Origin of the sequence: Achromobacter sp. JD-1, assembly GCF_038594925.1 — a bacterium.
Classification (GTDB): Bacteria; Pseudomonadota; Gammaproteobacteria; order Burkholderiales; family Burkholderiaceae_B; genus Achromobacter; species Achromobacter spanius_C.
In genome coordinates, this window is the sequence record NZ_JBCGCS010000011.1 from 109,596 (window position 1) to 132,504 (window position 22,909).

Annotated in this window: 20 protein-coding genes; 12 read left to right on the forward strand and 8 right to left on the reverse strand. The window is 65.6% G+C overall.

The features are described from left to right. The first annotated feature begins 123 nt into the window (after positions 1 to 123). Positions 124 to 897 carry an IclR family transcriptional regulator gene (locus tag WBR68_RS18250; protein ID WP_370641246.1) on the forward strand — a complete coding sequence of 258 codons (774 nt, stop codon included), beginning with the start codon at positions 124 to 126 and terminating at the stop codon, positions 895 to 897. 45 nt (positions 898 to 942) lie between these two features. Here WBR68_RS18250 and bktB read toward each other — a convergent pair whose 3' ends face one another. Then, complete coding sequence (gene bktB / locus WBR68_RS18255; RefSeq protein ID WP_050448480.1) at positions 943 to 2,124, reverse strand: beta-ketothiolase BktB; 1,182 nt, start codon at positions 2,122 to 2,124, stop codon at positions 943 to 945. 53 nt (positions 2,125 to 2,177) lie between these two features. Beyond that, positions 2,178 to 2,963 (reverse strand): crotonase/enoyl-CoA hydratase family protein, encoded by a 786-nt coding sequence (locus tag WBR68_RS18260; protein WP_050448506.1) that lies wholly within the window; start codon positions 2,961 to 2,963, stop codon positions 2,178 to 2,180. Between the two features lie 223 nt (positions 2,964 to 3,186). On the opposite strand from WBR68_RS18260, the gene WBR68_RS18265 reads away from it, so the two are divergent. The 4 genes from WBR68_RS18265 to WBR68_RS18280 all read left to right on the forward strand — a co-directional run bounded on the left by WBR68_RS18265 (position 3,187) and on the right by WBR68_RS18280 (position 6,938). Then, positions 3,187 to 4,344, forward strand: a complete 1,158-nt coding sequence (locus WBR68_RS18265) for an acyl-CoA dehydrogenase family protein (protein ID WP_230694919.1) — start codon at positions 3,187 to 3,189, stop codon at positions 4,342 to 4,344. A gap of 17 nt (positions 4,345 to 4,361) precedes the next feature. Further along, positions 4,362 to 5,369: an acyl-CoA dehydrogenase family protein gene (locus WBR68_RS18270; RefSeq protein WP_230694920.1), complete on the forward strand. Its 1,008-nt coding sequence runs from the start codon at positions 4,362 to 4,364 to the stop codon at positions 5,367 to 5,369. A gap of 89 nt (positions 5,370 to 5,458) precedes the next feature. Beyond that, a complete protein-coding gene (locus WBR68_RS18275; protein ID WP_050448483.1) occupies positions 5,459 to 6,364 on the forward strand; it encodes a LysR family transcriptional regulator in 906 nt (301 codons plus the stop codon). 133 nt (positions 6,365 to 6,497) lie between these two features. Continuing rightward, entirely contained in the window at positions 6,498 to 6,938 is a 441-nt protein-coding gene (locus WBR68_RS18280; protein ID WP_050448484.1) for a CBS domain-containing protein, read from the forward strand. Between the two features lie 31 nt (positions 6,939 to 6,969). Here WBR68_RS18280 and WBR68_RS18285 read toward each other — a convergent pair whose 3' ends face one another. Then, positions 6,970 to 7,734, reverse strand: coding sequence for a sulfite exporter TauE/SafE family protein (locus tag WBR68_RS18285; protein WP_050448485.1), 765 nt, complete (start codon positions 7,732 to 7,734; stop codon positions 6,970 to 6,972). A gap of 221 nt (positions 7,735 to 7,955) precedes the next feature. Here WBR68_RS18285 and WBR68_RS18290 point away from each other — a divergent pair, with 221 nt between their 5' ends. The 5 genes from WBR68_RS18290 to WBR68_RS18310 all read left to right on the forward strand — a co-directional run bounded on the left by WBR68_RS18290 (position 7,956) and on the right by WBR68_RS18310 (position 13,618). Then, on the forward strand, positions 7,956 to 8,843 hold the full coding sequence (locus tag WBR68_RS18290) for an FxLYD domain-containing protein (RefSeq protein ID WP_230694921.1): 888 nt from the start codon (positions 7,956 to 7,958) through the stop codon (positions 8,841 to 8,843). Next, a complete protein-coding gene (locus WBR68_RS18295) occupies positions 8,833 to 9,672 on the forward strand; it encodes an FxLYD domain-containing protein (protein WP_230694922.1) in 840 nt (279 codons plus the stop codon). The genes WBR68_RS18290 and WBR68_RS18295 overlap by 11 nt, the downstream gene beginning before the upstream one ends. Positions 9,673 to 9,862: 190 nt before the next feature. Beyond that, entirely contained in the window at positions 9,863 to 12,454 is a 2,592-nt protein-coding gene (gene acnB, locus WBR68_RS18300; RefSeq protein WP_230694923.1) for a bifunctional aconitate hydratase 2/2-methylisocitrate dehydratase, read from the forward strand. A gap of 232 nt (positions 12,455 to 12,686) precedes the next feature. Continuing rightward, positions 12,687 to 13,286 (forward strand): transglycosylase SLT domain-containing protein, encoded by a 600-nt coding sequence (locus WBR68_RS18305; RefSeq protein WP_050448489.1) that lies wholly within the window; start codon positions 12,687 to 12,689, stop codon positions 13,284 to 13,286. 50 nt (positions 13,287 to 13,336) lie between these two features. Next, complete coding sequence (locus WBR68_RS18310) at positions 13,337 to 13,618, forward strand: helix-turn-helix domain-containing protein (protein WP_230694924.1); 282 nt, start codon at positions 13,337 to 13,339, stop codon at positions 13,616 to 13,618. Positions 13,619 to 13,707: 89 nt separating this feature from the next. Here WBR68_RS18310 and WBR68_RS18315 read toward each other — a convergent pair whose 3' ends face one another. Together WBR68_RS18315 and WBR68_RS18320 are read right to left on the reverse strand one after the other, a co-directional pair. Then, positions 13,708 to 15,930: a TonB-dependent receptor gene (locus tag WBR68_RS18315; RefSeq protein WP_050448491.1), complete on the reverse strand. Its 2,223-nt coding sequence runs from the start codon at positions 15,928 to 15,930 to the stop codon at positions 13,708 to 13,710. Positions 15,931 to 16,192: 262 nt separating this feature from the next. Beyond that, complete coding sequence (locus WBR68_RS18320) at positions 16,193 to 17,029, reverse strand: pirin family protein (RefSeq protein WP_230694925.1); 837 nt, start codon at positions 17,027 to 17,029, stop codon at positions 16,193 to 16,195. 287 nt (positions 17,030 to 17,316) lie between these two features. On the opposite strand from WBR68_RS18320, the gene WBR68_RS18325 reads away from it, so the two are divergent. Continuing rightward, the gene (locus WBR68_RS18325; RefSeq protein ID WP_050448493.1) at positions 17,317 to 18,231 is read left to right on the forward strand and encodes a LysR substrate-binding domain-containing protein; all 915 of its coding nucleotides are present in this window, start codon (positions 17,317 to 17,319) and stop codon (positions 18,229 to 18,231) included. Positions 18,232 to 18,262: 31 nt separating this feature from the next. Here the strand turns inward: WBR68_RS18325 and WBR68_RS18330 are convergent, their stop codons facing one another. The 3 genes from WBR68_RS18330 to WBR68_RS18340 form a co-directional block, all read right to left on the reverse strand. Then, positions 18,263 to 19,246 (reverse strand): Bug family tripartite tricarboxylate transporter substrate binding protein, encoded by a 984-nt coding sequence (locus WBR68_RS18330; RefSeq protein WP_370641247.1) that lies wholly within the window; start codon positions 19,244 to 19,246, stop codon positions 18,263 to 18,265. A gap of 91 nt (positions 19,247 to 19,337) precedes the next feature. Then, entirely contained in the window at positions 19,338 to 20,870 is a 1,533-nt protein-coding gene (locus WBR68_RS18335; protein ID WP_230694926.1) for an AMP-binding protein, read from the reverse strand. Then, positions 20,867 to 21,754 carry an SDR family oxidoreductase gene (locus tag WBR68_RS18340; protein ID WP_230694958.1) on the reverse strand — a complete coding sequence of 296 codons (888 nt, stop codon included), beginning with the start codon at positions 21,752 to 21,754 and terminating at the stop codon, positions 20,867 to 20,869. Before WBR68_RS18340 ends, WBR68_RS18335 begins: the two co-directional genes overlap by 4 nt. 136 nt (positions 21,755 to 21,890) lie before the next feature. Here WBR68_RS18340 and WBR68_RS18345 point away from each other — a divergent pair, with 136 nt between their 5' ends. Then, entirely contained in the window at positions 21,891 to 22,820 is a 930-nt protein-coding gene (locus tag WBR68_RS18345) for a LysR family transcriptional regulator (protein WP_230694927.1), read from the forward strand. Positions 22,821 to 22,909 lie beyond the last annotated feature (89 nt).

The following is a 22,909-nucleotide window of genomic DNA, read 5'->3' on the forward strand; positions in this document are numbered from 1 at the left end:
GCGAAGCCCGGGCTCGCGTGGCCCGGGTCGGTGGGATCGCAGCGCTTGCGCTGCATTGATTTGATTGAATTAACGCACCTTGAATCCTAGAATACAAAATATTCAATCAACTTTTCCCACAATATGAACAAGACAACGGCCACCGGCGGGACTCAAAGCATGCGTCGGGCCTTGGGGTTGCTGCGCGTGCTGGCGCAACACCAGGAAGACGGCATTGACCTGCAAGGCGTCATGGCGGCTACCGGGCTGGAACGCTCGACTGCCCATCGCCTGTTGAGCTGCCTGCTGGAAGAGCAGTTCGCCGAGCGCGATGGCCGCACGCGGCACTACCGCCTGGGTGTGGATTCCATGCAATTGGGCTTTGCCGCGCTGCGCCGCACGCCGCTGCTGGACGCGCTGCGCCCCTTCGCGCAGAAACTGGCGCGGCTGTCGGGCGACACGGTGTTCCTGGTGATCCGCCAGGGCGACTACGCGCTGTGCCTGCTGCGCGAGGCGGGTTCGTTTCCGGTGAAGGTATTCACCATCGACCAGGGCGAACGCCGACTGCTGGGCGTGGGCGCGGGCGGCCTGGCGCTGATGGCCAGCCTGGCGGATGAAGAGATTGCGTCGCTGTATGCGCGGCACGCGGCCAGCTATGCGCAGATCGGCGTATCCAGCACGGCCTTGATGAAGGCTGTGAAGCAGACGCGCACGGCGGGGTATTCAGAGATCGTGGACACAATCACGCCGGGCGTGTCGGGGGTGGGAGTGGCGTTTCCGGTGTCGGAACTGACATGGGTGGCGTTCAGCTTCGGCGCCATCAGCAGCCGGCTGGATGCGCCGCGCCGCGCCAAGATGGGCGCACTGCTGCACGCTGAATGCCTGGCCTGGGCGCAGGACTATCTGGGCCATGAATGATGGACACGCGCCCCGCGTGATGGCGGGGCGCGTGCAGTCAGCAACTTAAATGCGCTCGAAAATGGCCGCGATGCCCTGCCCGCCGCCGATGCACATCGTCACCAGCGCGTAGCGTCCGCCCACGCGCTGCAACTCGTGCAGGGCCTTGACGGTGATGATCGCGCCGGTGGCGCCAATGGGGTGGCCCAGGCCGATGCCGCTGCCGTTGGGGTTGACCTTGGCCGGGTCCAGCTTCAGTTCGCGCGACACGGCGCAGGCTTGCGCGGCAAAGGCTTCGTTGGCTTCGATGACGTCCAGTTGGTCCACCGTCAGCCCGGCGCGCTTGAGCGCGGCCTGCGTGGCCGGCACCGGGCCGATGCCCATGATGTCCGGGTCCACGCCCGAATGCGCGTACGCCACCAGGCGCGCCAGCGGCTTGACGCCACGCTTGGCGGCCACCGAGGCGTTCATCAGCACCACGGCGCCCGCGCCGTCGTTCAGGCCCGACGCATTGCCCGCCGTGACGGTGCCGTTTTCTTTCTTGAACACGGGCTTGAGCGCGGCCATGGTGTCGGCCGAGACGTCGCGGCGCACGTGCTCGTCGGTGTCGAACACGACTTCGCCCTTGCGCGTCTTCAACACCACCGGCACGATCTGGTCGCGGAAATAACCGGCGTCAATGGCGGCAGCCGCGCGGCGATGCGATTCCACGGCCAGCATGTCCTGATCTTGCCGGCTGATGCCGAACTTGGCCGCCACGTTTTCGGCGGTAACGCCCATGTGCATGCGGCCAAAGGGGTCGGACAAGGCGCCGGTCATCATGTCCAGCATGGTGCTGTCACCCATGCGGGCGCCCCAGCGTTGCGAGGGCACGATGTACGGGGCGCGGCTCATGCTTTCGGCGCCCGCGCCGATGGCGATGTCGGCATCGCCCAGCATGATGGTTTGCGCGGCGGACACAATGGCCTGCAGGCCCGAGCCGCACAGGCGGTTGACGTTGAAGGCCGGCGTTTCCTTGGCGATGCCGGCATTCATGGCCGCCACGCGCGACAAATACATGTCGCGCGGTTCGGTGTTGATGACGTGGCCCACTGCAACGTGGCCAACTTCGTCGCCCTTGACGGCGGCGCGTTCCAGCGCGGCCCGGATGACGGTGGCGCCCAGGTCGCAGGGCGGCACGTCTTTCAGCGCGCCGCCAAAATCGCCAATGGCGCTGCGGACGGCCGATGCGACGATGACTTCATTCATGGTGTTTCCTCCTTGTGGTGTTTTCCATGCGATGTTTCCATCATACTGCCGGCCTAGCGCCGCCGCGCCGCAAGGAATTGGGCGACGGCATCGGCGTGCGCGTCGGTCTTGTGGGCCAGCGCCTGATAAGCCGCCGACAGTTCCAGCAAGGCGTCCAGCCGAGCATGCTGGCTTTCACGCAAAAGCCGCTTGGTCAGGCGCACGGCCTGGGGCGAATTGGCCGCCATGCGTCCCGCCAGCGCGCGCGCCGCGGGCAACAGTTCCACGGCTGGCACCACGCGCGACACCAGGCCCCATTCCAGCGCGGTGGCCGCGCTGATGGCGTCACCGGTGAATGACATTTCGGCGGCGCGCGCCATGCCGATCAGGCGCGGCAGAAACCAGGCGCCGCCGTCCCCCGGAATGATGCCCAGCTTGACGAAGCTTTCGGCAAACGTGGCGGCTTCCGATGCAATACGCACGTCGCACATGCAGGCCAGGTCGCAGCCCGCGCCGATGGCCGGCCCGTTCACGGCCGCAATCGTCGGCACCTCCAGCGCATGCAGCGCCAGCGGCAGGCGTTGTATGCCGTGCCGGTATTCCTGGCGCAGTTCCACGCTGCCCACCTCGGGGCCGATCTGCCGCTGCATCTCGTTGATGTTGCCGCCCGAGGAAAACGCCTTGCCCGCCGCCGTCAGGATCAGCACGCGCACGGCCGGGTCGCGTTCGATGCGCGCGAACACGGCCAGCATCTGGTCCACGATGTCGCTACCGGTAAGTGCGTTGCGCGTGGCCGGGTCGTCCAGCGTCAGCGTGGCCACGCCGTCGGCGTCCAGCTCGAAATGCACGAGTTCCGTCATGTTGTGCTCCTGAAATGAAAGTTCATGAATCGCCTGCGCGCGCAGCGGCGAAAGCACCAGCGTAGGCCCCGCGCCTGGGCATCGTCCAATATTAGTTTTGGGCGTGGTGATACATAGCCGGTATCAAAAACCCTGAAAATAATATTGGACGCCTGTCTGCACGCTCAGTGATAGTGGTTCGATACGCCCGCCTTGGGCATGCCTACCCTTTCGGTTCACCGCCATGATTGATACGCTGGAACTGAGCACCATCCCTTGCGCCGACGAAGCCTTGCGCGCTGAGGTTCGTGGGTTTCTGGCGGACACGCTGGACGGCCTGGAGCCGGACGAACGCGCGCGTTCCTGGATGGGGTTCGACGCCGGCTTCAGCCGCCAGCTGGCCGCGCGCGGGTGGCTCGGCCTGACGTTGCCGCGCGAATACGGCGGCGCCGAGCGCGGCCACTTCGCGCGCTTCGTGCTGTCGGAAGAGCTTTTGGGCGCGGGGGCACCGGTGTCGGCGCACTGGATCGCCGACCGCCAAAGCGCACCCTTGATCCTGAAATACGGCTCGGCCGAGCAACGGGCGTTCTACCTGCCGCGCATCTGCCGCGCCGACGCCTTTTTCTGCATCGGCATGAGCGAACCCGGCGCGGGTTCCGACCTGGCGGGCATCCGCACACGGGCGGACCCTATCAACACGGGACGCGGCGGCTGGCGCTTGAACGGTGGCAAGATCTGGACCACCAACGCGCACCGCTCGCACTACATGATTGCGCTGGTTCGCACGTCGGGCACCGCCGAAGACCGGCATCAGGGCCTGTCGCAGCTGATTGTGGACCTGTCATTGCCCGGCGTGACCGTGAGCCCCATTCAAGACCTGACGGGCGACGCGCATTTTTCGGAAGTGTTCTTCGACAACGTCGAACTCCCCGCCGACGCGCTCATCGGCGCGGAAGGCGGGGGCTGGGCGCAGGTGAACGCGGAACTGGCTTTCGAGCGCAGCGGCCCCGAGCGCCTGTATTCCAGCATTGCGCTGCTGGAATGCTGGTTGACGCATTGCCGCGGCCTGTCGGACAACGCCTCCAACCGCGCCACGCTGGGCGCCATCCTGTCGCAGATGGCGGTGCTGCGCGCGATGTCGCTGGCGGTGGCGGGCAAGCTGGCGGCCGGCGAAAGCCCGGCCACCGAGGCCGCGTTGGTGAAAGACCTGGGCACGGAACTGGAACAGCAGATTCCACGGCTGATCGGCGATGCGCTGGGCCGCCAGCCTGATGTGCCGCCGCCCTTGCCGCTGCTGCGCACGCTGACCTACCTGGAACAGATTGCCCCCACCTTTTCCTTGCGCGGCGGCACGCGCGAAATTCTGCGCGGCATCATCGCGCGCGGCCTTGGCCTTCGATAAGCAACCGGACGACTCACATGGACAACCTGCTTGGCGACGCCGCCGAACGCCTGTTCGCCCAAACCTGCACGCCCGCGCTGGTGCGCGCCGCCGAACAAGGCCAGCCTGTCGACGCCGCCTGGCAGGCCTGCGAGGACGCGGGCTACGCGGACGCGCTGGTGCCGGAATCGCAAGGCGGCGCCGGGCTGACGCTGGCCGACGCCCTGCCCGTGGCGCTGGCGGCGGGCCGCCACCTGTGCCCCTACCCCATCGCGCAGACGATGCTGGCGCGCGCCTGGCTGGCGGCTATGGGGCAGACAGAGCAGGCGCGGCCGGCGGGCGCCATCGCCATCGCGCCTTTTGGCCTGACTATTGATGGCAAACGCATCACGGGCATGAACGTGCCCTGGGTACGCGTGGCCGCCCACGTGCTGGCGCAGATCAACGGGCAGGCATGGCTGCTGCCCGTGGCGGCGGGCTGCATCCACCACAACGGCGTGCATGGATCGCTGGACGGCGAGGCGTCATGGGCGCTGGCGGATGCGCGATGCCTGGGCAGCGGACTCGCGTTGGACGCCCTGGCAGCCGTGGCCTATGCCGGTTTGATGGCCGGCGCGATGGAACGGGTGCTGGACATGACGCTTGCGCACGCCAACACCCGCACGCAGTTCGGACGCGCCATCGGCCGCTTTCAAGCCGTGCAACAGCAAATCAGCGTGATGGCTGAACAGGTGTGGGCGGCTCGCATGGCCGCCCAGTTGGCATTCCAAGGCCGCGACGGGCTGCCGCAATCCATGCTGGCGGCCGTGGGCAAGGCGCGAGCCAGCCAGGCGGCGCCGCTGGTGGCCGACATCGCGCATGCCGTGCATGGCGCCATGGGGATCACGGCGGAATTCGACTTGCAGTTGGCCACGCGCCGCCTGCGCGACTGGCGTCTGGCGGCGGGATCGGAATCCTTCTGGCACGAGCGCATCGGCGCGCATGCGCTGGCAGGCAACGCCAGCGCGCTGGACACGGTGCGCACCACGCTGCAAGGCATGACCTAGGTACCGTTGATACCGAAAGGCTTGTACGGATGACGACGACGATAGCGTCCACGTATCATCGAAGGCCACCGCCGCCTTGGACCGTCCTCATGGATTTCCGTCACCTGCAGCAATTTCTCGTGCTTGCCGACACGCTGAATTTTCACCGCGCGGCGGAAAAGCTGCATATGTCGCAGCCGCCGCTGTCGGTGTCGATCCGCAAGCTGGAAGAGAGCGTGGGCGTGCCGCTGTTCGTGCGCGGCCGCCAAGGCGTGCAACTGACCGAGGCCGGCCTGGCGGCGCTGGACGAAGCGCGCCGCGCCTTGTTCCATGCCGAGCAATTCCGGCTGGCTGCGCGGGCTGGCGCGGCGGGCGAAGGCGGCACGGTGCGCGTGGGCTTCGTGGGGTCCGCCACGCACGCCATCCTGCCGCGCGTGCTGCCGTTATTCCGCCAACGCTATCCGGGTGTGACGGTGGTGCTGCGCGAAGCCACGTCCATCCGCATCATGCAGGACCTGGCTGACGACGCACTGGAAGTCGGCATCGTGCGCGTGCCGGTGGCCATGGGCTCGAACGTGCGGCTTTCGCCCCTGACCACCGAACACTTTGTGCTGGCCGTGCCCAGGGGTCATGCCTTGGCGCGCCGAGGCCGCCTGCGGCTGGCTGACCTGGCCGACGAGGCCTTCATCATGTACACCGCAACCGAAGCCGCGGGCTTGCGCATGGCGGCCATCAATGCTTGCCAGTTGCGCGGCTTCACCCCTCGCATCACGCAAGAGGCGGTGCAGGTGCAAACCCTGTTGAGCCTGGTGGAAAGCGGCTTGGGAGTCGCCTTGGTTCCGGCCGGCGCCCGCCGCCATCCCAGCCCGAATGTGGTCACCAAGACACTGTCCGATTTTCCGGCCGATGCCTCGATCGGCATTTCCCTGGCCTGGAACCCAGCCACCGAGCGCAGCGCCGCGCGCAACCTGCGCGAATTGGCCGGCCACGCCTTCCGCCCCCGGCCAGTCAAATAAGCGCGCCGCGCTTGCGGCAAGGTGGCCGGCAGGCTTAGGATGGAGCATGACCGCGCCGCGGCGCCCTGACCGTTATCCCAGGGCGCAACGCGCGGTTCGCGGTTGAACCTTGTCAGCGATCCGGGAGCACATCGTGAAAACAGTGGCTGAGATTCTCAGGGAAAAGTCAGACCCTTCAGTGGTGACGGTTTCACCGGATTCCTCGGTGTTCGACGCCATCAAGACCATGGCCGAACGCGGCATCGGCGCCGTGGTGGTCGTGGAAGGGGAAACGGTGTTGGGCATGCTCTCCGAGCGCGACTATGCCCGCAAAGTCGTTCTACAGGATCGTTCATCGCGCAGCACCAAAGTGCGCGACATCATGACCGACTCGGTCTATTACGTGGGCCCCGCCGACACGCGGGAACACTGTATGGCCATGATGACCGAACGGCATTTTCGCCATCTGCCTGTCATCGAAAATCAAAAGCTCATCGGCCTGCTGTCCATCGGCGACTTGGTCAAGGACATCATGAGCGAGCAAAAATTCATCATCCACGAGCTGGAACGCTACATCAGCGGCGGCCACGCGTAGGGCAGGCGCTTGGCCGACACGACGCTGGCGGCTAGCCCGCCGCCAGTATCCGCGCCGCCGGCACGATCAGGCCCATGCCGGCCGCCAGCAACAGCACGAACACCATGCGCTTGACGGTCTTCATTGAACCGGCCGTGCTGAAGCGCCGTGCCGCCCAGGTCACGGCGATCACGACGGGCAAGGCATACACGCTGAGCCAGAATGACGAGGCCTCGAATTCGCCCTGCCCCGTCACCAGCGTCAGGCGCACCACGGCATTCAGCGAAAACAGCACCAGCAGGCTGTTGCGGATGGACGCCAAGGGCAGGGGCTGGCGGTACAGGTGATACACCATCGGCGGCCCGGCGCTTGAGAACAAGCCGCCCAACACCCCGGATATGCCACCAAAGAACCAGAAGGACGCTTTGGACGACAGGCGTTCCAACGGCTTGGCGCGCGCCACCAGCAGCACCGCGCAGGCCAGGATCGTGACGCCCAGCAGCAACTGCAACACTACCGTCATTGACCCGCTGATCCAGGTCAACGCGGCAACACCCACGCCCACGCCAACGAAGCTGGCGATCATGGCGGGCCGCATCAGCGCCCAGTTCACTTGCGGCTTGACGCGCGCCAGCGTGACGGCGGCATTCACCAGCGACAACACGCTGACCACATTGGCCACTTCGGCCACCGAAGCCAATTGGAATACGCCGGACAGGCCCAAGAGCACGAGTCCGAAGGCAAAGCCGGTCATGGTCTGGGCATAAGTGGCAAGCGCCACGCAGGCCAGGAACAGCAAGTGATGGGAAATGCTCATGCAAAGGGGCTGGGGTTAGTCGCGGCGATGATATCACCCGGGAATCAGTCTCTTGGGGTGAGGGCCGCGGGCCAAAGGGGCTGCGCCACGGGGCGTGATCGTCAACGGCGGGCACATATTGTCACAACCGGAAGCGCACCCGCACCCCGCGAGCGATGCCCTGCCGCTATCCTTCCCGCCCTGTCCCCCTGTCCGCCTTGCCCCGGCCAACCCCGCACAGAATGACGCCCCACCACACCACGATCAACACGGTCACGCTGACCTGCTCGACTTGCGGCAGCGCGCAATTCACCAAGCTTGCCCCCAACGAATATCGCTGCAACCACTGCCACGCGCTGACGCTGGTGGCGGACGATGTCGCCCAGCGGCTGGAGAAAATCCTGGCGGGCATGCAGCGGCCGGCCCACACAGCCGCGATCAAGCCCCGCGCGTTGGCGGCCATCGCGCTGGTGGTGGCGGCGGCGGTGGCCATCCCGCTGGTGGCGTCGCTGCTGACCTCAAACCGCCCATCGGCGCCCTACCGCGCGCAACCCGCCACGCCACCCATCGACGCCACCAAGGTCAAGCTGACGGACGTGCGCGAAGTGCAGACGCGCGGGCGCAAGCAGTTGGTGATGGTCATGCGCAACGAAACCGGCCGGAAGATCGACCCGCCCCGCGTCACGGCGACCTTCTACCAGGGCGAGCTGACGCTGTCGTCCGCGTCGGCCTCGCCGTCGGCGCGCTCGTTGCAGCCAGGCGAATACGTGCCCGTGCTGATCTCGGTGCCAGACAAGGCCTACACGCGTTACACGCTTGAGGTCGCCACGCCATCGGCCGCGCGCGGCAAGAACAACAAGGTGGCGCCCAGCAAGGTGCAACTGGTGAAAAACGACGGCGCCTACCGTCTGGTGGGCCTGGTGAAAAACGAGGGCGACGCGCAGGCCGGCAGCACGCAGATCACCGTCATGCTTTACGGCGAAGACGGCACGATGATCGGCACCGGCAACGGCTACGCCACGGCCAACCCGCTGGCGCCCGGCGCGCTGACGGCGTTCGACGTGCGCTGTGAAATGCTTGCCGACGGCAAGGTCGCGTCCTACGACTACATGGTGCAAAGTGAAAGCTGATCGTTGCGGCGGGTTGCCGCTGTTGTCCTGGCCGGCCAAGGCCGTATGGGTGCTGATGATGGGGACGGCCGCCCAGGCTTGCGCCAACGCGGAGCCCCCCGATGAGGCCGCTTCCGCCTCCCGCATCGTGCGGGTCAGTCCGGCCGATGTGCGGGTGATCGACCATCTGCGCCTGACCACCGAAGAACTGTTGGACCCCGGCTTTGCGCTGTTCGATAACAACGCGCTGACCCTGTCCACGCCACGCCGCCTGCTCGATGAAATCGACCGCCCGCTGCTGTATGCGGAAGTCGTCAACACCAGCCCGGACTACGTGGCCCTGTCGCCCAAGGCGCAGATCACCGTGTTCGATGGCTCGACTCCGCTGAAGGTACGGCAGGACTGGACGCTGCCCGCCTATCTGTATCCCGGAGAGCGCGTGCCGGTGGCGCTGGTGGGCGGCAACTACGAACGCTATACCGAGGTCAAGACCGACTGGCTACCCGCCAAGCGCGCCGCCCTGCCCGGCCCCCGGCCCAAGCTGGACATCAGCGTGGACAACACCGAGGCTGGCGTCGGCACCGGCACGCTGAATTTCAGCTACCGCTACCGTTACAAGTACGTCACCGTGACGGGCCGCGTGCGCAATGAAGACCAGGCGGAAGTAAACAACGTGCGGGTCTGGGTCAGCCTGTATGACGCCCAGGACAGGCTCAGCGGCGCCACCTTCAAGGAACTGCGCCTGCCCAAGCTGCAACCGGGCGAGAGCGCCCCGTTCGAGGTCGTCGTCAAGCAGCACGGCGGGAATTTTGCACGGGTGGGCGTGGTGTACGACGTCGCGACGCGCTAGCCGGCGTCTGTGCCGGCCTCTGTGCCGGACCTGCCCGGGCCCAGCGTGGCCCCACCCCCGCGTCTGCGCGACGCAACAGCTATCGGCTCAGGTCTTATATAAGATATAAGACATTTGCTAGCGCCTGCTGTTGCCTCTACAATTCCGCCCGACAACCCTTCTTCCAACCCGACTTTTGAGCAGGCCTCACATGCTGGATAACTACCGCCAACACGTTGCCGAACGCGCGGCTCTGGGGATTCCCCCGCTGCCCCTGACGGCTAAACAAACCGCCGAACTGATCGAACTGCTGAAGAACCCGCCTGCTGGCGAAGAGCAGAACCTGGTCGAACTGTTGACTCACCGTGTGCCCGCTGGCGTGGACGATGCCGCCAAGGTCAAGGCGTCCTACCTGGCCGCCGTGGCGCTGGGCAAGGAAGCTTGTGCGCTGATCAGCCGTGCCAAGGCGACGGAACTGCTGGGCACGATGCTCGGCGGCTACAACATTGGCCCGCTGGTCGAACTGCTGGACGATGCGGAAATCGGCACCATCGCCGCCGATGCGCTGAAAAAGACCCTGTTGATGTTCGACGCCTTCCATGACGTGAAGGAAAAGGCCGACAAGGGCAACGCCAACGCCAAGTCCGTGATGCAAAGCTGGGCTGATGCCGAATGGTTCACCAGCCGTCCGGAACTGCCGGAAAGCCTGACCATCACCGTCTTCAAGGTGCCTGGCGAAACCAACACCGACGACCTGTCGCCCGCGCCCGACGCCACCACCCGCCCCGACATCCCGATGCACGCCCTGGCGATGCTGAAGAACAAGCGCGACGGCGCGGCGTTCGAACCGGAAGAAGACGGCAAGCGCGGCCCGGTCAAGTTCATTGAATCGCTGAAAGAAAAGGGCCACCTGGTTGCCTACGTGGGCGACGTGGTCGGTACGGGTTCGTCGCGCAAGTCGGCCACCAACTCGGTGCTGTGGTTCACGGGCGAAGACATCCCCTTCGTGCCGAACAAGCGCTTTGGTGGCGTGTGCCTGGGCAACAAGATTGCCCCGATCTTCTACAACACGATGGAAGACGCCGGCGCGCTGCCGATCGAGCTCGACGTTTCCAAGATGGAAATGGGCGACGTCGTTGAACTGCGCCCCTACGAAGGCAAGGCCCTGAAGAACGGCGAAGTCATCGCTGAATTCGAAGTGAAGTCCGACGTGCTGTTCGACGAAGTGCGCGCCGGTGGCCGCATTCCGCTGATCATCGGCCGTGGCCTGACCAGCAAGGCGCGCGAAGCACTGGGCCTGGCCCCGTCGACGCTGTTCCGCCTGCCCAAAGACCCGGTCGACACCGGCAAGGGTTACACGCTGGCCCAGAAGATGGTTGGCCGCGCCTGCGGTCTGCCAGACGGCAAGGGCATCCGCCCGGGCACCTACTGCGAACCGAAGATGACCTCGGTCGGCAGCCAGGACACCACCGGCCCGATGACCCGCGACGAACTGAAAGACCTGGCTTGCCTGGGCTTCTCGGCTGACCTCGTGATGCAGTCGTTCTGCCACACCGCCGCCTACCCCAAGCCCGTGGACGTCAAGACGCACCACACGCTGCCGGAATTCATCAGCACCCGTGGCGGCGTGTCGCTGCGTCCGGGTGACGGCGTGATCCACTCGTGGCTGAACCGCATGCTGTTGCCCGACACCGTCGGCACCGGCGGCGATTCGCACACGCGCTTCCCCATCGGCATTTCGTTCCCCGCCGGTTCGGGCCTGGTCGCCTTTGCCGCCGCCACCGGCGTGATGCCGCTGGACATGCCGGAATCGGTGCTGGTCCGCTTCAAGGGCAAGCTGCAACCTGGCGTCACCCTGCGCGACCTGGTCAACGCCATCCCGCTGTACGCCATCAAGCAAGGTTTGCTGACGGTTGCCAAGCAAGGCAAGAAGAACATCTTCTCGGGCCGCATCCTGGAAATCGAAGGCCTGCCGGACCTGAAGGTCGAGCAAGCTTTCGAACTGTCGGACGCGTCCGCTGAACGTTCGGCCGCCGGCTGCTCGGTGTTCCTGAACAAGGAACCGATCATTGAATACATCAACAGCAACATCGTGATGTTGAAGTGGATGATCGCCAACGGCTACGAAGACGAACGCACGCTGGGCCGCCGCATCAAGGCCATGGAAGCCTGGCTGGCTGACCCCAAGCTGCTGGAGCCGGACGCCGACGCCGAATACGCCGCCGTCATCGAAATCGACCTGGCCGACGTGCACGAGCCCATCGTGGCCTGCCCGAACGACCCGGACGACGTCAAGACGCTGTCGGAAGTTGCCGGCGCCAAGATCGACGAAGTGTTCATCGGCAGCTGCATGACCAACATCGGCCACTTCCGCGCGGCGTCCAAGCTGCTGGAAGGCAAGCGCGACATCCCGGTCAAGCTGTGGGTGGCCCCGCCCACCAAGATGGACGCCACGCAACTGACCGAAGAAGGCCATTACGGCGTCTTCGGCACCGCCGGCGCCCGCACGGAAATGCCGGGCTGCTCGCTGTGCATGGGTAACCAGGCACAAGTGCGCGAAGGCGCGACCGTCATGTCGACCAGCACCCGCAACTTCCCGAATCGCCTGGGCAAGAACACGAACGTGTACCTGGGTTCGGCGGAACTTGCCGCCATCTGCTCGAAGCTGGGCCGCATCCCGACCAAGGACGAATACATGGCCGACATGGGCGTCATCAACAAGAGCGGCGACCAGATCTATCAGTACCTGAACTTCGACAAGATCGCCGACTACAAAGACGTGGCGGACGTGATCGAGGTCTAAGCCTTGCACGCTGGCCAGGTGTCTTAGCCTGCTTGCAGTAGGAACGACGGCCCCGGAGCAATCCGGGGCCGTTTGCTTTTGGGGCGGGTTTCAGCAGCCGCTCTTAACGCCTGAGCAAGCATCCGAACAGGAAACTTTTCCCACGATACGTTTTCATACAATCGCGGTACTTTGTGACCCTTGCCCCGGCGCAGCAATCCGCGCGCCATGACCCGAAAGAGGAAGCCCGCCAATGACCCGGCTTTTGCTGCCGCCGCTGCTACTGCTGGCGCTTGCCGGTTGCGCCACGGCGCCGCCATCCAACCCCGAGAATATTTGTGCGATCTTCCGTGAAAAGCCGGACTGGCACGACGCCGCCCTGAAGGTGCAGAAGAAATGGGGCGCCCCCGTGCCGGTGCCGATGGCCATGATGTATCAGGAGTCCTCCTACAAACAGGACGCCCTGCCGCCCCGCTATTACTTCCTGGGCATCATCCCCTGGGGCCGCGTCAGTTCCGCCTATGGCTACGCGCAAGCCAAGGACGAAACCTGGGCCGACTACAAGCGCGAAGCCGGAAGCTGGGGCGCCAGCCGCGACGACTTCGCCGACGCGCTGGACTTCATGGGCTGGTACATGAGCAAAAGCCAGCGCATCAACGGTGTATCCAAATGGGACGCCTACGGCCAATACCTGAACTACCACGAAGGCTGGACGGGCTACCGCAACCGCAGCTACGACCGCAAGGCGTGGCTGAAAACGGTTTCGCTGAAGGTCAAGGCACGCGCGGAGAAATTCACGTCGCAGTACAAAAGCTGCGAAGCGGATTTGACGCGCGGGGGGTGGTTTTGGTGAGCGTGTAAGGCGTTAAGCTGGCGTTGATATCTGTTAGAGGAGGCAGGCCCATGAGCAGCCAACCATTCACCAGCGCGTGGGATGCTATTGAAGACACTCCCGGTGACGCTGAGATCATGAAACTGCGCTCGGGATTGATGGTGGCGCTGAAGAACCACATCGCCCGCTCAGATCTGAGCCAACAGCAAGCGGCGCAACTGCTTGGTGTTACGCAGCCGCGCGTGTCGGATCTCATGCGCGGCAAGATCAACCTGTTTGCGTTGGACGCGCTGGTCAATATGGCAACCGCCGCGGGCCTGCATGTGCAGATGACGATTCAGGAAGCAGCGTGATCCGCTGTTGATCTTTCTATCCCAAAGCAAAAATCCCGGCACGAAGCCGGGATTTGCTTTTGGTATGCCGGCCGAAGCCGGCTGCTCGATCAGAAGTCCATGCTTGCCGACAGCAGGAAGGTGCGCGGGCCGCCGAGCACCAGGTAGCCGTTGCCGGGGTAGCCGCCCACCGAAGACCAGTAGTTGCGGTTGGCGATGTTTTCCACACGAGCACGCAGGGTGACCAGATGGCCGCCCACGTCGGTCATGTAGCGCACGCCGGCGTCAAAGCGGGTCCAGCCAGGGACTTTGAGCGTGTTGGCGTCGTCCGCGTAGGACGAACCGGTGTAGACGACGCGGCCGTCTACCGCGAGGCCCTGCACACCTGGGATATCCCATTCCACGCCCATGTTGGCCTGGAAGCGCGGCACGCCGATCACGCGGTTGCCGTCCAGCGAGGCGTTGCCGGTGGAACGTTGCTCGGCATCCAGCCAGGTCAAGCCGCCCAGCACACGCACGCTCTTGATGGGCTCGCCGTAGACGGTCAATTCCGCACCTTGGTGGCGGTCTTTGCCCGACGTGGTCAGCTCGTTGTTGGCGTTGTACAAGGCGCGCGGCTTGTCGGTGGAGAACAGGGCCAAGCCAGCGCCCAGGCCGTCGCCTTCGTACTTGACGCCGATTTCCTTTTGCTTGGACACGTACGGTTGCAGGCTTTGGCCAACGTTAGGCACCGGCTTGCCGTTGGCGTTCGCGGGCGCGGTCGGCCCCGCGACCAGGGCTTCGATGTAGTTTGCGTACAGCGAGACACTGGGCGCCACCTTGAAGACGATACCGGCGGCCGGCGAGTTGCGGCTGGCATCGTAGGCACCGCTTTCATTGCCCGTGTTGTAAGCGTAATCACGCTGCGACAAGCGTTGATGGCGGATGCCCAAGGTCAGCAGCACCTTGTCGTCCAGGAACGACATGGTGTCGCCCAGGGCATAGCTGCTCATCCGCGTGCGGCCTTGCAATGCGGGGTTATCGATATCGTTGCCTCGCAATGCTCCCGCGCTGAAGGCCGGCTTGTCGTAGGAGATCGGGTCATAGATATTCGTCGCAAAGGTGTTGCGGAAATCCATGATGTAGGCATTTTTCTTCTTCAGATCGAAGAAGGATGCCGACGCGACGATCTCGTGGCCGACCGGGCCGGTACGCACTTTGGCGCGCAAGCCGAATTCGCCCGTGTTGACGCTGTCTTCACGGGTGTTGTCGAAGCGGTAGAACGTACCATCACCCGTGCTGCCATTCGTCAACGTCACGTTGCCCAGCGAGTTCGCTTCATCGCTGCGGCGGAAGCCATACGCGGCCCAACCGGTCAGCTTGTCGCTGAAGTCATGCTCGGCGCGCACGGTGCCAAACACATCGCGTTCATTTGAATACGACCACGGTTGCGCGTAGTTGGAGCTTGCGTCCGGCGCGTCGGGCACGGTCGTCACGCCCGCACCCAGCGTCACGTTCGGACGCGCGCGCTTCAACTTGTTTTCCTGCCAACCGATATCCGCCGACAAGCGCGTATCCGCAGACCGCCAATCCAGGCCCAGCGACACCAGGCTGGTGCGCGAATGTTCGTCATCAATGCCCGTGTCGCCACTGCGTTGCGCGGCGTTCAGGCGGATGCCGGTGCTGTCGTCCGGGCCGAAGCGGCGGGCGATGTCGGTGGAAAGCTGGAACTGGCCGCCGCTGGAAACGCCGGTGGTGATGCGCGTCAGCGGCTCGTTCGGGGCGCGCTTGGGCACAAGATTGATCACGCCGCCGATGCCGCCGCCGCCGGGCGTGGCGCCTGTCAGGAAAGCGGTTGCGCCGCGCAGCACTTCCACGCGCTCGAACAGTTCAGTGGCGATGTACTGGCGCGGCAGCAGGCTGTACAGGCCGTTGTAGGCCACGTCGTCCGAACTGAGGATGAAGCCGCGAATGAAGTAAGACTCTTGGAAATTGCCGAAGCCGCGCGCCACGCGCACGCCCGCGTCGTTCTGCAAGACGTCACCCACGCTGCGCGCCTGCTTGTCCTGGATCAGTTCGTTCGTGTAGCTGGTGATGCTGAACGGCGTGCTCAGGTTGTCCAGCGTGCCCAGCACGCCCACGCGGCCGCCCGTGGCCACCTGCCCGCCCGCGAACGCCGGAGCCAGGCCGCCGGCCGATGCGTCGGCGCTGGCCTCTACCTTGATGGCTTGCATCGACACCACCGAGCTGCTGTCCGTGGCGGGTTGCGCTTGGACGGGGGTGGTGGTTTGCGCATGGACGACGCCCATGCATGGCAGCGTCGCGGCCACGCAAGCGAGAGTTCGAATTTTCATATCGGGATCAAGAGAGGAAGGTGAGGCGCGTTGCCACGCAAAAAAACACACAATCCCGATTGGGTCACGCACGGAAAACGGCTTATCAGTGGGCACTACCGCGAAAGCCTGGCATCAGGCCCTGACCGAGCCCGTTCACCAAGGGGTCTTGAGGTCTTGAGTCGCAAATGTTATCAAACCGATAATCATTCTCAATACTTCCCTGTTATTTGCTTAGCTTGACGTTGCCGTCGCGCAACAAACGCCCCTGTTGCCGAAAGGGTCAAGCGGCAAGCGATTTGGCGCCGCCACGCCGACGTGTTCGCGACACCAGCGCGCCTGCGCTGCACGCATGCCCCATCAACACGAAGTGCGCGGGCGCCCTGCCCGCCATCAAGACCAGCACGCCTTCATCTTCACCGGCCAAGGCGGATGCGATCAGGGCCGACCCCGCTTCCAGCACCGCAAAGTCCGGATCGCCGCCTGCTTGCCTGGGCAGTGGCGGCGCGCCAATCCGGCGATGCCTGGCGCGCACGCCCAGCGCGCCGGACACGGCATAGACCCAGGCATTCCAGCCCGGCGCCAGCGGCACCAACTGCGTAGCGCCCGGGCGCAGCCAAGCGTCCAGAATGGCTATGGGCGCTGGAGTAAGCAAGGGCGACTGCCGGCCAGCATGGCTGCCCGCCACCACCCGGATGCGGCCGGCATCCGTCTGTATCACCGGCATTTCCCAGGCACGCAGCAGCGACGGCGTGGCGGGCAAAGACGGTTCCGGCTGGGGATCAGAGACGGAGTCAGCGATGCGCTCAGGCGCCTGGTCAGCCAGGAAGCCGGACAGGTCTAGCACCATGCGCAGGCCATTCAGCCGGGCCCCTTCGCTGTGGCCCCCTTCGCTGTGGTCCGCCCCCTGATGCGCCGTCTCCCGCGCGGCTGGCCAGGCCCGCATGATGCCCGCATCCGCCTGCCCCCAATGCAGGTCGCCCGCGCACAATTCATGGTCATCTCCGTTGCCCCCCAGGCTTTGCATGCCGCCTCGGCTGTCCTCCAGCATCAGCGTCGCCACACACATGCCGGGACGCGGATCGGGCACCGACGGCAGCACGGCTGTCGACGCGGTCATGGCGAAATGGTCCACCCTGATCAACGGGGAAGACACCCGCGACGCGCAGCAGGAAAAATCGGCATGGAAAAACGGACGGGTCGTGCACGAATCTCCGGCTGCTTGCGGCTGGCTGGCAACGACTTGGCTGAGATGAATAGTCAAAAAAACGGCTGCCTGATTGGAATGACGCTTGCGATGCCGAAGCTTATGCGTTCCACCTGGCGGACAGTAGAGACCAATTTCAGGAATATTTGTCCTGGTGTGCAGGACAATCCGCCCCCGCCTCAACCGTTTGCGCACCACCCATGTACCCGCACCTGCATCACCTTGACGATCTGCTGCTGTTCAGCGAAGTGGTGGCAAAAGGTGGTTTCTCGGCCGCCGCGCGCGTGTTGAACATGCAGCGTTCCAAGCTCAGCCGACGCGTGGCCGAGCTGGAGGCGCGCCTGGGCGTCCGGCTGCTTCATCGCAACACCCGGCGCGTGTCGCTGACCCCGATGGGCGAACAGATTTACGTGCACGCCCAGGCCGTGGCCCGCGAAGCCCGCACCGCGTTTGACCTGGCGGCCTCGATGGGCGACACGCCCAGCGGCCTGTTGCGCATCACCGCCCCGGCGCCGCTGGCGGTCACGCTGCTGGGTGATATGGTGGCCCGGTTCTGCCTGGCCCACCCCGGCGTGCGCGTGCTGCTGGACACGCGTGACGAAATCATCGACTTGGTGGGTGAAGGGTATGACCTGGCGTTTCGCGCCATGAGTTCGCCCTTGACCGATTCGCAGTTGATCGGCCGCGAACTGGCGTTGGCGCCTTTGACGCTGGTCGGCGCGCCGGCCCTGGCCCAGGCGGCGCCGCCGCCGCGCCATCCGCGCGACCTGGCCGCGCTGCCGCTTCTGGCGCATGCCACGCAAGACAACCTGCACACCTGGCGCTTTACCGGCCCGGCGGGGGAAACGGCGTCACTTGCGTTTCAGCCGCGTTGCCTGAGCAGCAACATGGCAACGCTGCGTTCCATGGCGCGCACGGGGCTGGGCTTGGCGTTGATACCGCACTACCTGTGCGTCAACATGCTGGCCAAGGGCGAACTGGTCGAGATACTGCCGGGCTGGCGGGCCGCGCCGTCGCGCATCTACGCCCTTATGCCCGCCCGCCGAGGCGAACCCCTGGCCCTGCGCCGCTTTCTGGAAGTGGCGGCGGCCGAGCTGCCGGCCCTGCTGGCGTGACGCGGCCTGCTGGCTGGCATGACGCGGCCGCTCAGTCCAGCTTGATGTGGTTCGCCCGGATCACCTCGCCCCAGCGCTTGCGGTCTTCCTCCACATAGCGTTCGGTCTCGGCCTGATCACGCGGCGCCTGGATCACCAGCCCCAAGGCCTGAAAGCGTTCGCGGAAATCCGGCTGGCGCATCACCTTGGCCACCGCGTCGCGCAGGGCGTTGGCCTCGGCCGCCGGAGTTTCCGCCGGCACCGCAACCCCAAACCACGTGGCCGCCCGAAAACCGGGGAAGCCGCTTTCGGCCACCGTGGGCACGTCGGGCAGCACCGGCAGGCGTTCGGACGTGGTCACCGCCAGGGCCTTGATCTTGCCCTCTTTGATCAGCGGCAGCGACGTGCTGATCACATCCACCATCAACTGCGTATCGTTGGCCATCAGCGAACTGAGCGCGGGCGCGCTGCCGTTGTAGGGAATGTGCGCCACGTCCATGCCGGTGCGCGACTTCAACAGCTCTGTCGCCAGTTGCAGCGGGTTGCCGATGCCGACCGAGGCGTAGTTCAGCTTGCCAGGGCGCGCTTTGGCCACGCTGACGAATTGCGCCAGCGTGGTGGCCGGCACCTCGTTGTTGGCCACCACCACCAGCGGCAGCTCGGCCACCACGGACAGCACGCGGAAGTCGCGCGCCGCGTCGTAGGCGATCTTTTGATAGAGCATGGGGTTCAACACCATGCTGGCGTTGCTGGCCAGGAACAGCGTGTAGCCGTCGGGCTGCGCGCGCGCCACCTGCGTGGCGGCGATCATGGTGTTGGCGCCGGGCTTGTTTTCTACCACGACAGGCTGCGCCAGTTCCCGCGACAGGCGCTCGGCCAGCACGCGCGACAACTGATCGGCCGCGCCGCCCGGCGTGTAGGGCACGACCAGCTTCAACGGCCGGTCGGGAAACGCCGCCACCGCGGGCGGGGCGAAGGCGGCGCAAACCCACATCGCGGCCGCGGCGCGGCCGATCCAACGATTCATCTTCAACATGCTTGTCTCCCGAGTCTTTGGCGACTCTGATTTTTTGACGTCTATCGTGGTGTGCCCGGCATTCGGGCGGTGCTGCGTGGCGGCCAGGCGCTTACACCTTGCGCGCCTGGCCCTCCCAAAACTCGGCGCGCAAGCGGCGCTTGGCGATCTTGCCGTTGTCGTCGCGCGGCAGCGCCGGGCGCAGCAACAATTCGCGCGGCACTTTGTAGCGGGCGATGCGGGTGGACAGCCATTGCGTCAGGTCCTGCACATTGATGTCGGTGTCGGGCGCGGGCTGGATCAGCCCCAGCAAGCGTTCGCCGAATTCCGCGTCCGGCACGCCGAAGACGGCGCAGTCGGCCACGCCCGGGTACTGGGTCAGGTGGTGTTCGATTTCGGCGGGATAGATGTTCACGCCGCCCGAGATCACCAGGTCTGATTCCCGGTCGCACACGAACAGGTAGCCGTCTTCGTCCACGTAGCCCAGGTCGCCCAGGCCGATCAGCCCGTCGCGTTCCACCGCCAGGCGGGCGTCGGGATGGTTGCGGTAGGTGAAGTCGGCGTAGGCGGGCTGCCGCACGTAGATGCGACCGACTTCGCCCGGCGCACAGACGCGGCCGTCGTCGGCATAGACCCGCACTTGCGCTGGCCCGATGGGCCGCCCCGCGCTGCCGGGCTTGGCCAGCGCTTCGTGCGAGTCGATCACGGTCACCATGCCCGCTTCGCTGGACGCATAGGTTTCATGGATGACCGGCCCCAGCCAGTCGATCATCGCGCGCTTGAGTTCGGGCGCGCAGGGAGCGCCGGTCGACGCCACGAAGCGCAACGATGACAGGTCGAACGATGCGCGCGTGGGCGCATCCAGCTTCAACAGGCGCACATACATGATGGGCACGAGATACACGGTGTCGATACGGTGCTGCTGGATCAGGCGCAAGACCTCAAGCGGGTCGAAGCGCGCCGTCAGCACCAGTGTGTCGCACACACGCAAGGCCACTTGCGCGAAGACGCTGGGCGCGCTGTGGTAGATGGGTGCGGGCAGCAGGGCGCGGCAGCCCGGCCGCAGGCCGTAGGCTTGTTCCACCACGGACTCCACCGCCGCCAGATGCTCGGCCAGACGGTCCACCGGAAACGGCTGGCGCACCACACCCTTGGGCCGGCCGGTCGTGCCCGAGGTGTACGCCATGTGGCCGCGCGGGGCGACCAGGGGGCCGTCGTAGCGGGGCTGCGCGTCGCGCCAGGCGTGGTAATCGGCGCCATGGCCACCGCCATCGTCTTCGCTGAGCGGCGCGGCCCTGGCATCGCCCTTTGCCGCGACCCGCAGCGCGGGCAGGCCGGCGGGCAATGCGGCGTGCACCTGGCGCCACAAATCGTCTTCCGCGATCAACACCTTGGCGCCGCTGTCGGCCACCAGGAACGCCACCTCGTCAGCCGTGTAATGCCAGTTGATGGGGCAGTAATAACAACCCAGCCGTTTGCAGGCCTGGATGATTTCCAGATATGGCATGCCGTTGCGCAGCAGCACCGCGATGACGTCGCCTTCGCGCACGCCCATCGCCGCCAGACCCGCCGCGACCTGCTCACCCCGGGCCACCAGCGCATCGCGCGTCAGGCTCAGGTCACCGGCAATGATGCGTGCCGTCATGCCGGCTTCCCCGCGCGTTGCGCTTTGTCTTGCGCGGTGCGCGCTTCGATGGCGGCGCGGGCGGCGGCCCAGTCTTCGTCGGACCAATCGAAGTACTGCTTGAAATAGGCGCCATTGGCCAGGTAATCGCCCCCGTCCAGCGCAATCGTCTGGCCGTTGATCCAATCATTGCCGGGTCCCAACAAAAAGGCAGCCAGTTCGCCGATGTCGTGCCCCGTGCCCAGGCGCCGCATGGGGTTCTGCTGGGTCAGGGCATCCTGGCCGTCGCCATTGGGACGCAGGCGCGCCGCCGCGCCTTCGGTGGGAATAACGCCCGGCGCAATGGCGTTCAGGCGGATGCCATGCCTGCCCCACTCCACCGCCAGCGATTTCGTCATGGCGTCGATGCCCGCCTTGGACATGGCCGAGGGCACCACGAACGGCGACCCCGTCCACACCCAGGTCACCACGATGGACACCACCGCGCCGTGCGTGCCGGACGCAATCCAGCGCTTGCCTACCGCCTGCGTCATGTAGAAGGTGCCGCGAAACACGGTGTCGGCGATGGCGTTGAAACCGCGCGCCGACAATTTTTCGGTGGGGCTGATGAAGTTGCCCGCCGCGTTATTGATCAGGCCGTCCAACCCGCCGTGCGTGGCCCAGATGCCCTCAACCATGGCATCCACCGCATCGGCGTCGCGGATGTCGACGGCATGCGCGTAGGCCTGGCCGCCGTACTTGGCGCGCAGCCCGGCGGCGGCTTCTTCCACCACGGCCTGGCGGCGGCCACACAAATGCACGGTGGCGCCCAGCGAGGCCAGCTGTTCGGCCATGGCCAGGCCCAGCCCCGTGCCGCCTCCCGTAACGAGGATGCGCTGGCCGCGGAACAGGTTCGCGCGGAACATGCTTTGCACCATGATTTGTCTCCTTTGTCTGATCGCAATGCCGGTGTGGGAAGCAGATTATCAACGCACAGATATCGCGACAATCCTTCAGTCTGAGTAAACTCTGTTTCCTCAGAGTCAACAATCCAAAACAGCCATGTCCGCCCTGCCCGCGTTGGACCTGAACCTGATCCAGCTCTTCGTGACCATCGTCGAGGCCGGCACGCTAAGCGAAGCGGCCTTGCGCCAGGGGGTGACGCGGTCGCACGTCAGCCGCAACCTGCAAAAGCTGGAACGCGCGTTCGGCGCCCAGTTGATCCGGCGCACCACCCGCCGCCTGGAACTGACGCAGCAGGGCACGGTGCTGTACGAACATGGGGCGCGCATGGCGCGCGAGGTGGAATCGGCGCGCCATGCCTTGCAGAAGCTGGGCACGGAACCCACCGGGCACGTCCGCCTGTCCCTGCCCACTGGCCTGGGCGAACTGGACGCGCTGCGCCCCCTGCTGGTGCGCTTTGCGCTGGAGCACCCCAGCCTGAGCCTGCGAGTCCTGTTTTCCAACCGCGTCAGCGACCTGATTTCGTCAGAGATCGACGTGGCGCTGCGGGTGATTTCGCAGCCACCGCAAGACTACGTGGCCCGCGAGCTGGGCGACGTGAAATGGCATTTGTGCGCCGCCCCCGGCTATTTGCAGCGCGTCGGCATGCCCGCCCACCCGCGCGATCTGAGCCGGTTCGACTTACTATGCCCGCCTGGCCCCAAGGCGCAGGCAACGCTGCGTTTGACCCGCAAAGGGCAAACCTATGAAACCAAGCTGGCGCCCCGGCTGCAATCCGAGTACTTCCCGTTTCTGGCCCAGGCCGCGCGCGACGGCGCGGGCATCGCCTTGCTGCCCGCCTACATCGTGCAACCCGACCTGGAATCGCAGCGCCTGCGCGACGTGCTGCCCGCGTATCGCCCGGAAGGGCCGGGCGACAAGCTGTTCATCCTGACCTCGCCCACCCCCTATCCGTCCACCGCCCAACGCGCCCTGGTCGACTTCCTGAAACGCGAACTGGAACCGTTGCTGCGCGCCTATCTGGACTGAGCCGGCGCCCCTGTTTTTTGACCGCGCCCGTCGCCACGCCGCTGTAGGACAAGCCTGGTAAAACGACGGGGTCTTGCGGGCTTGGTCCA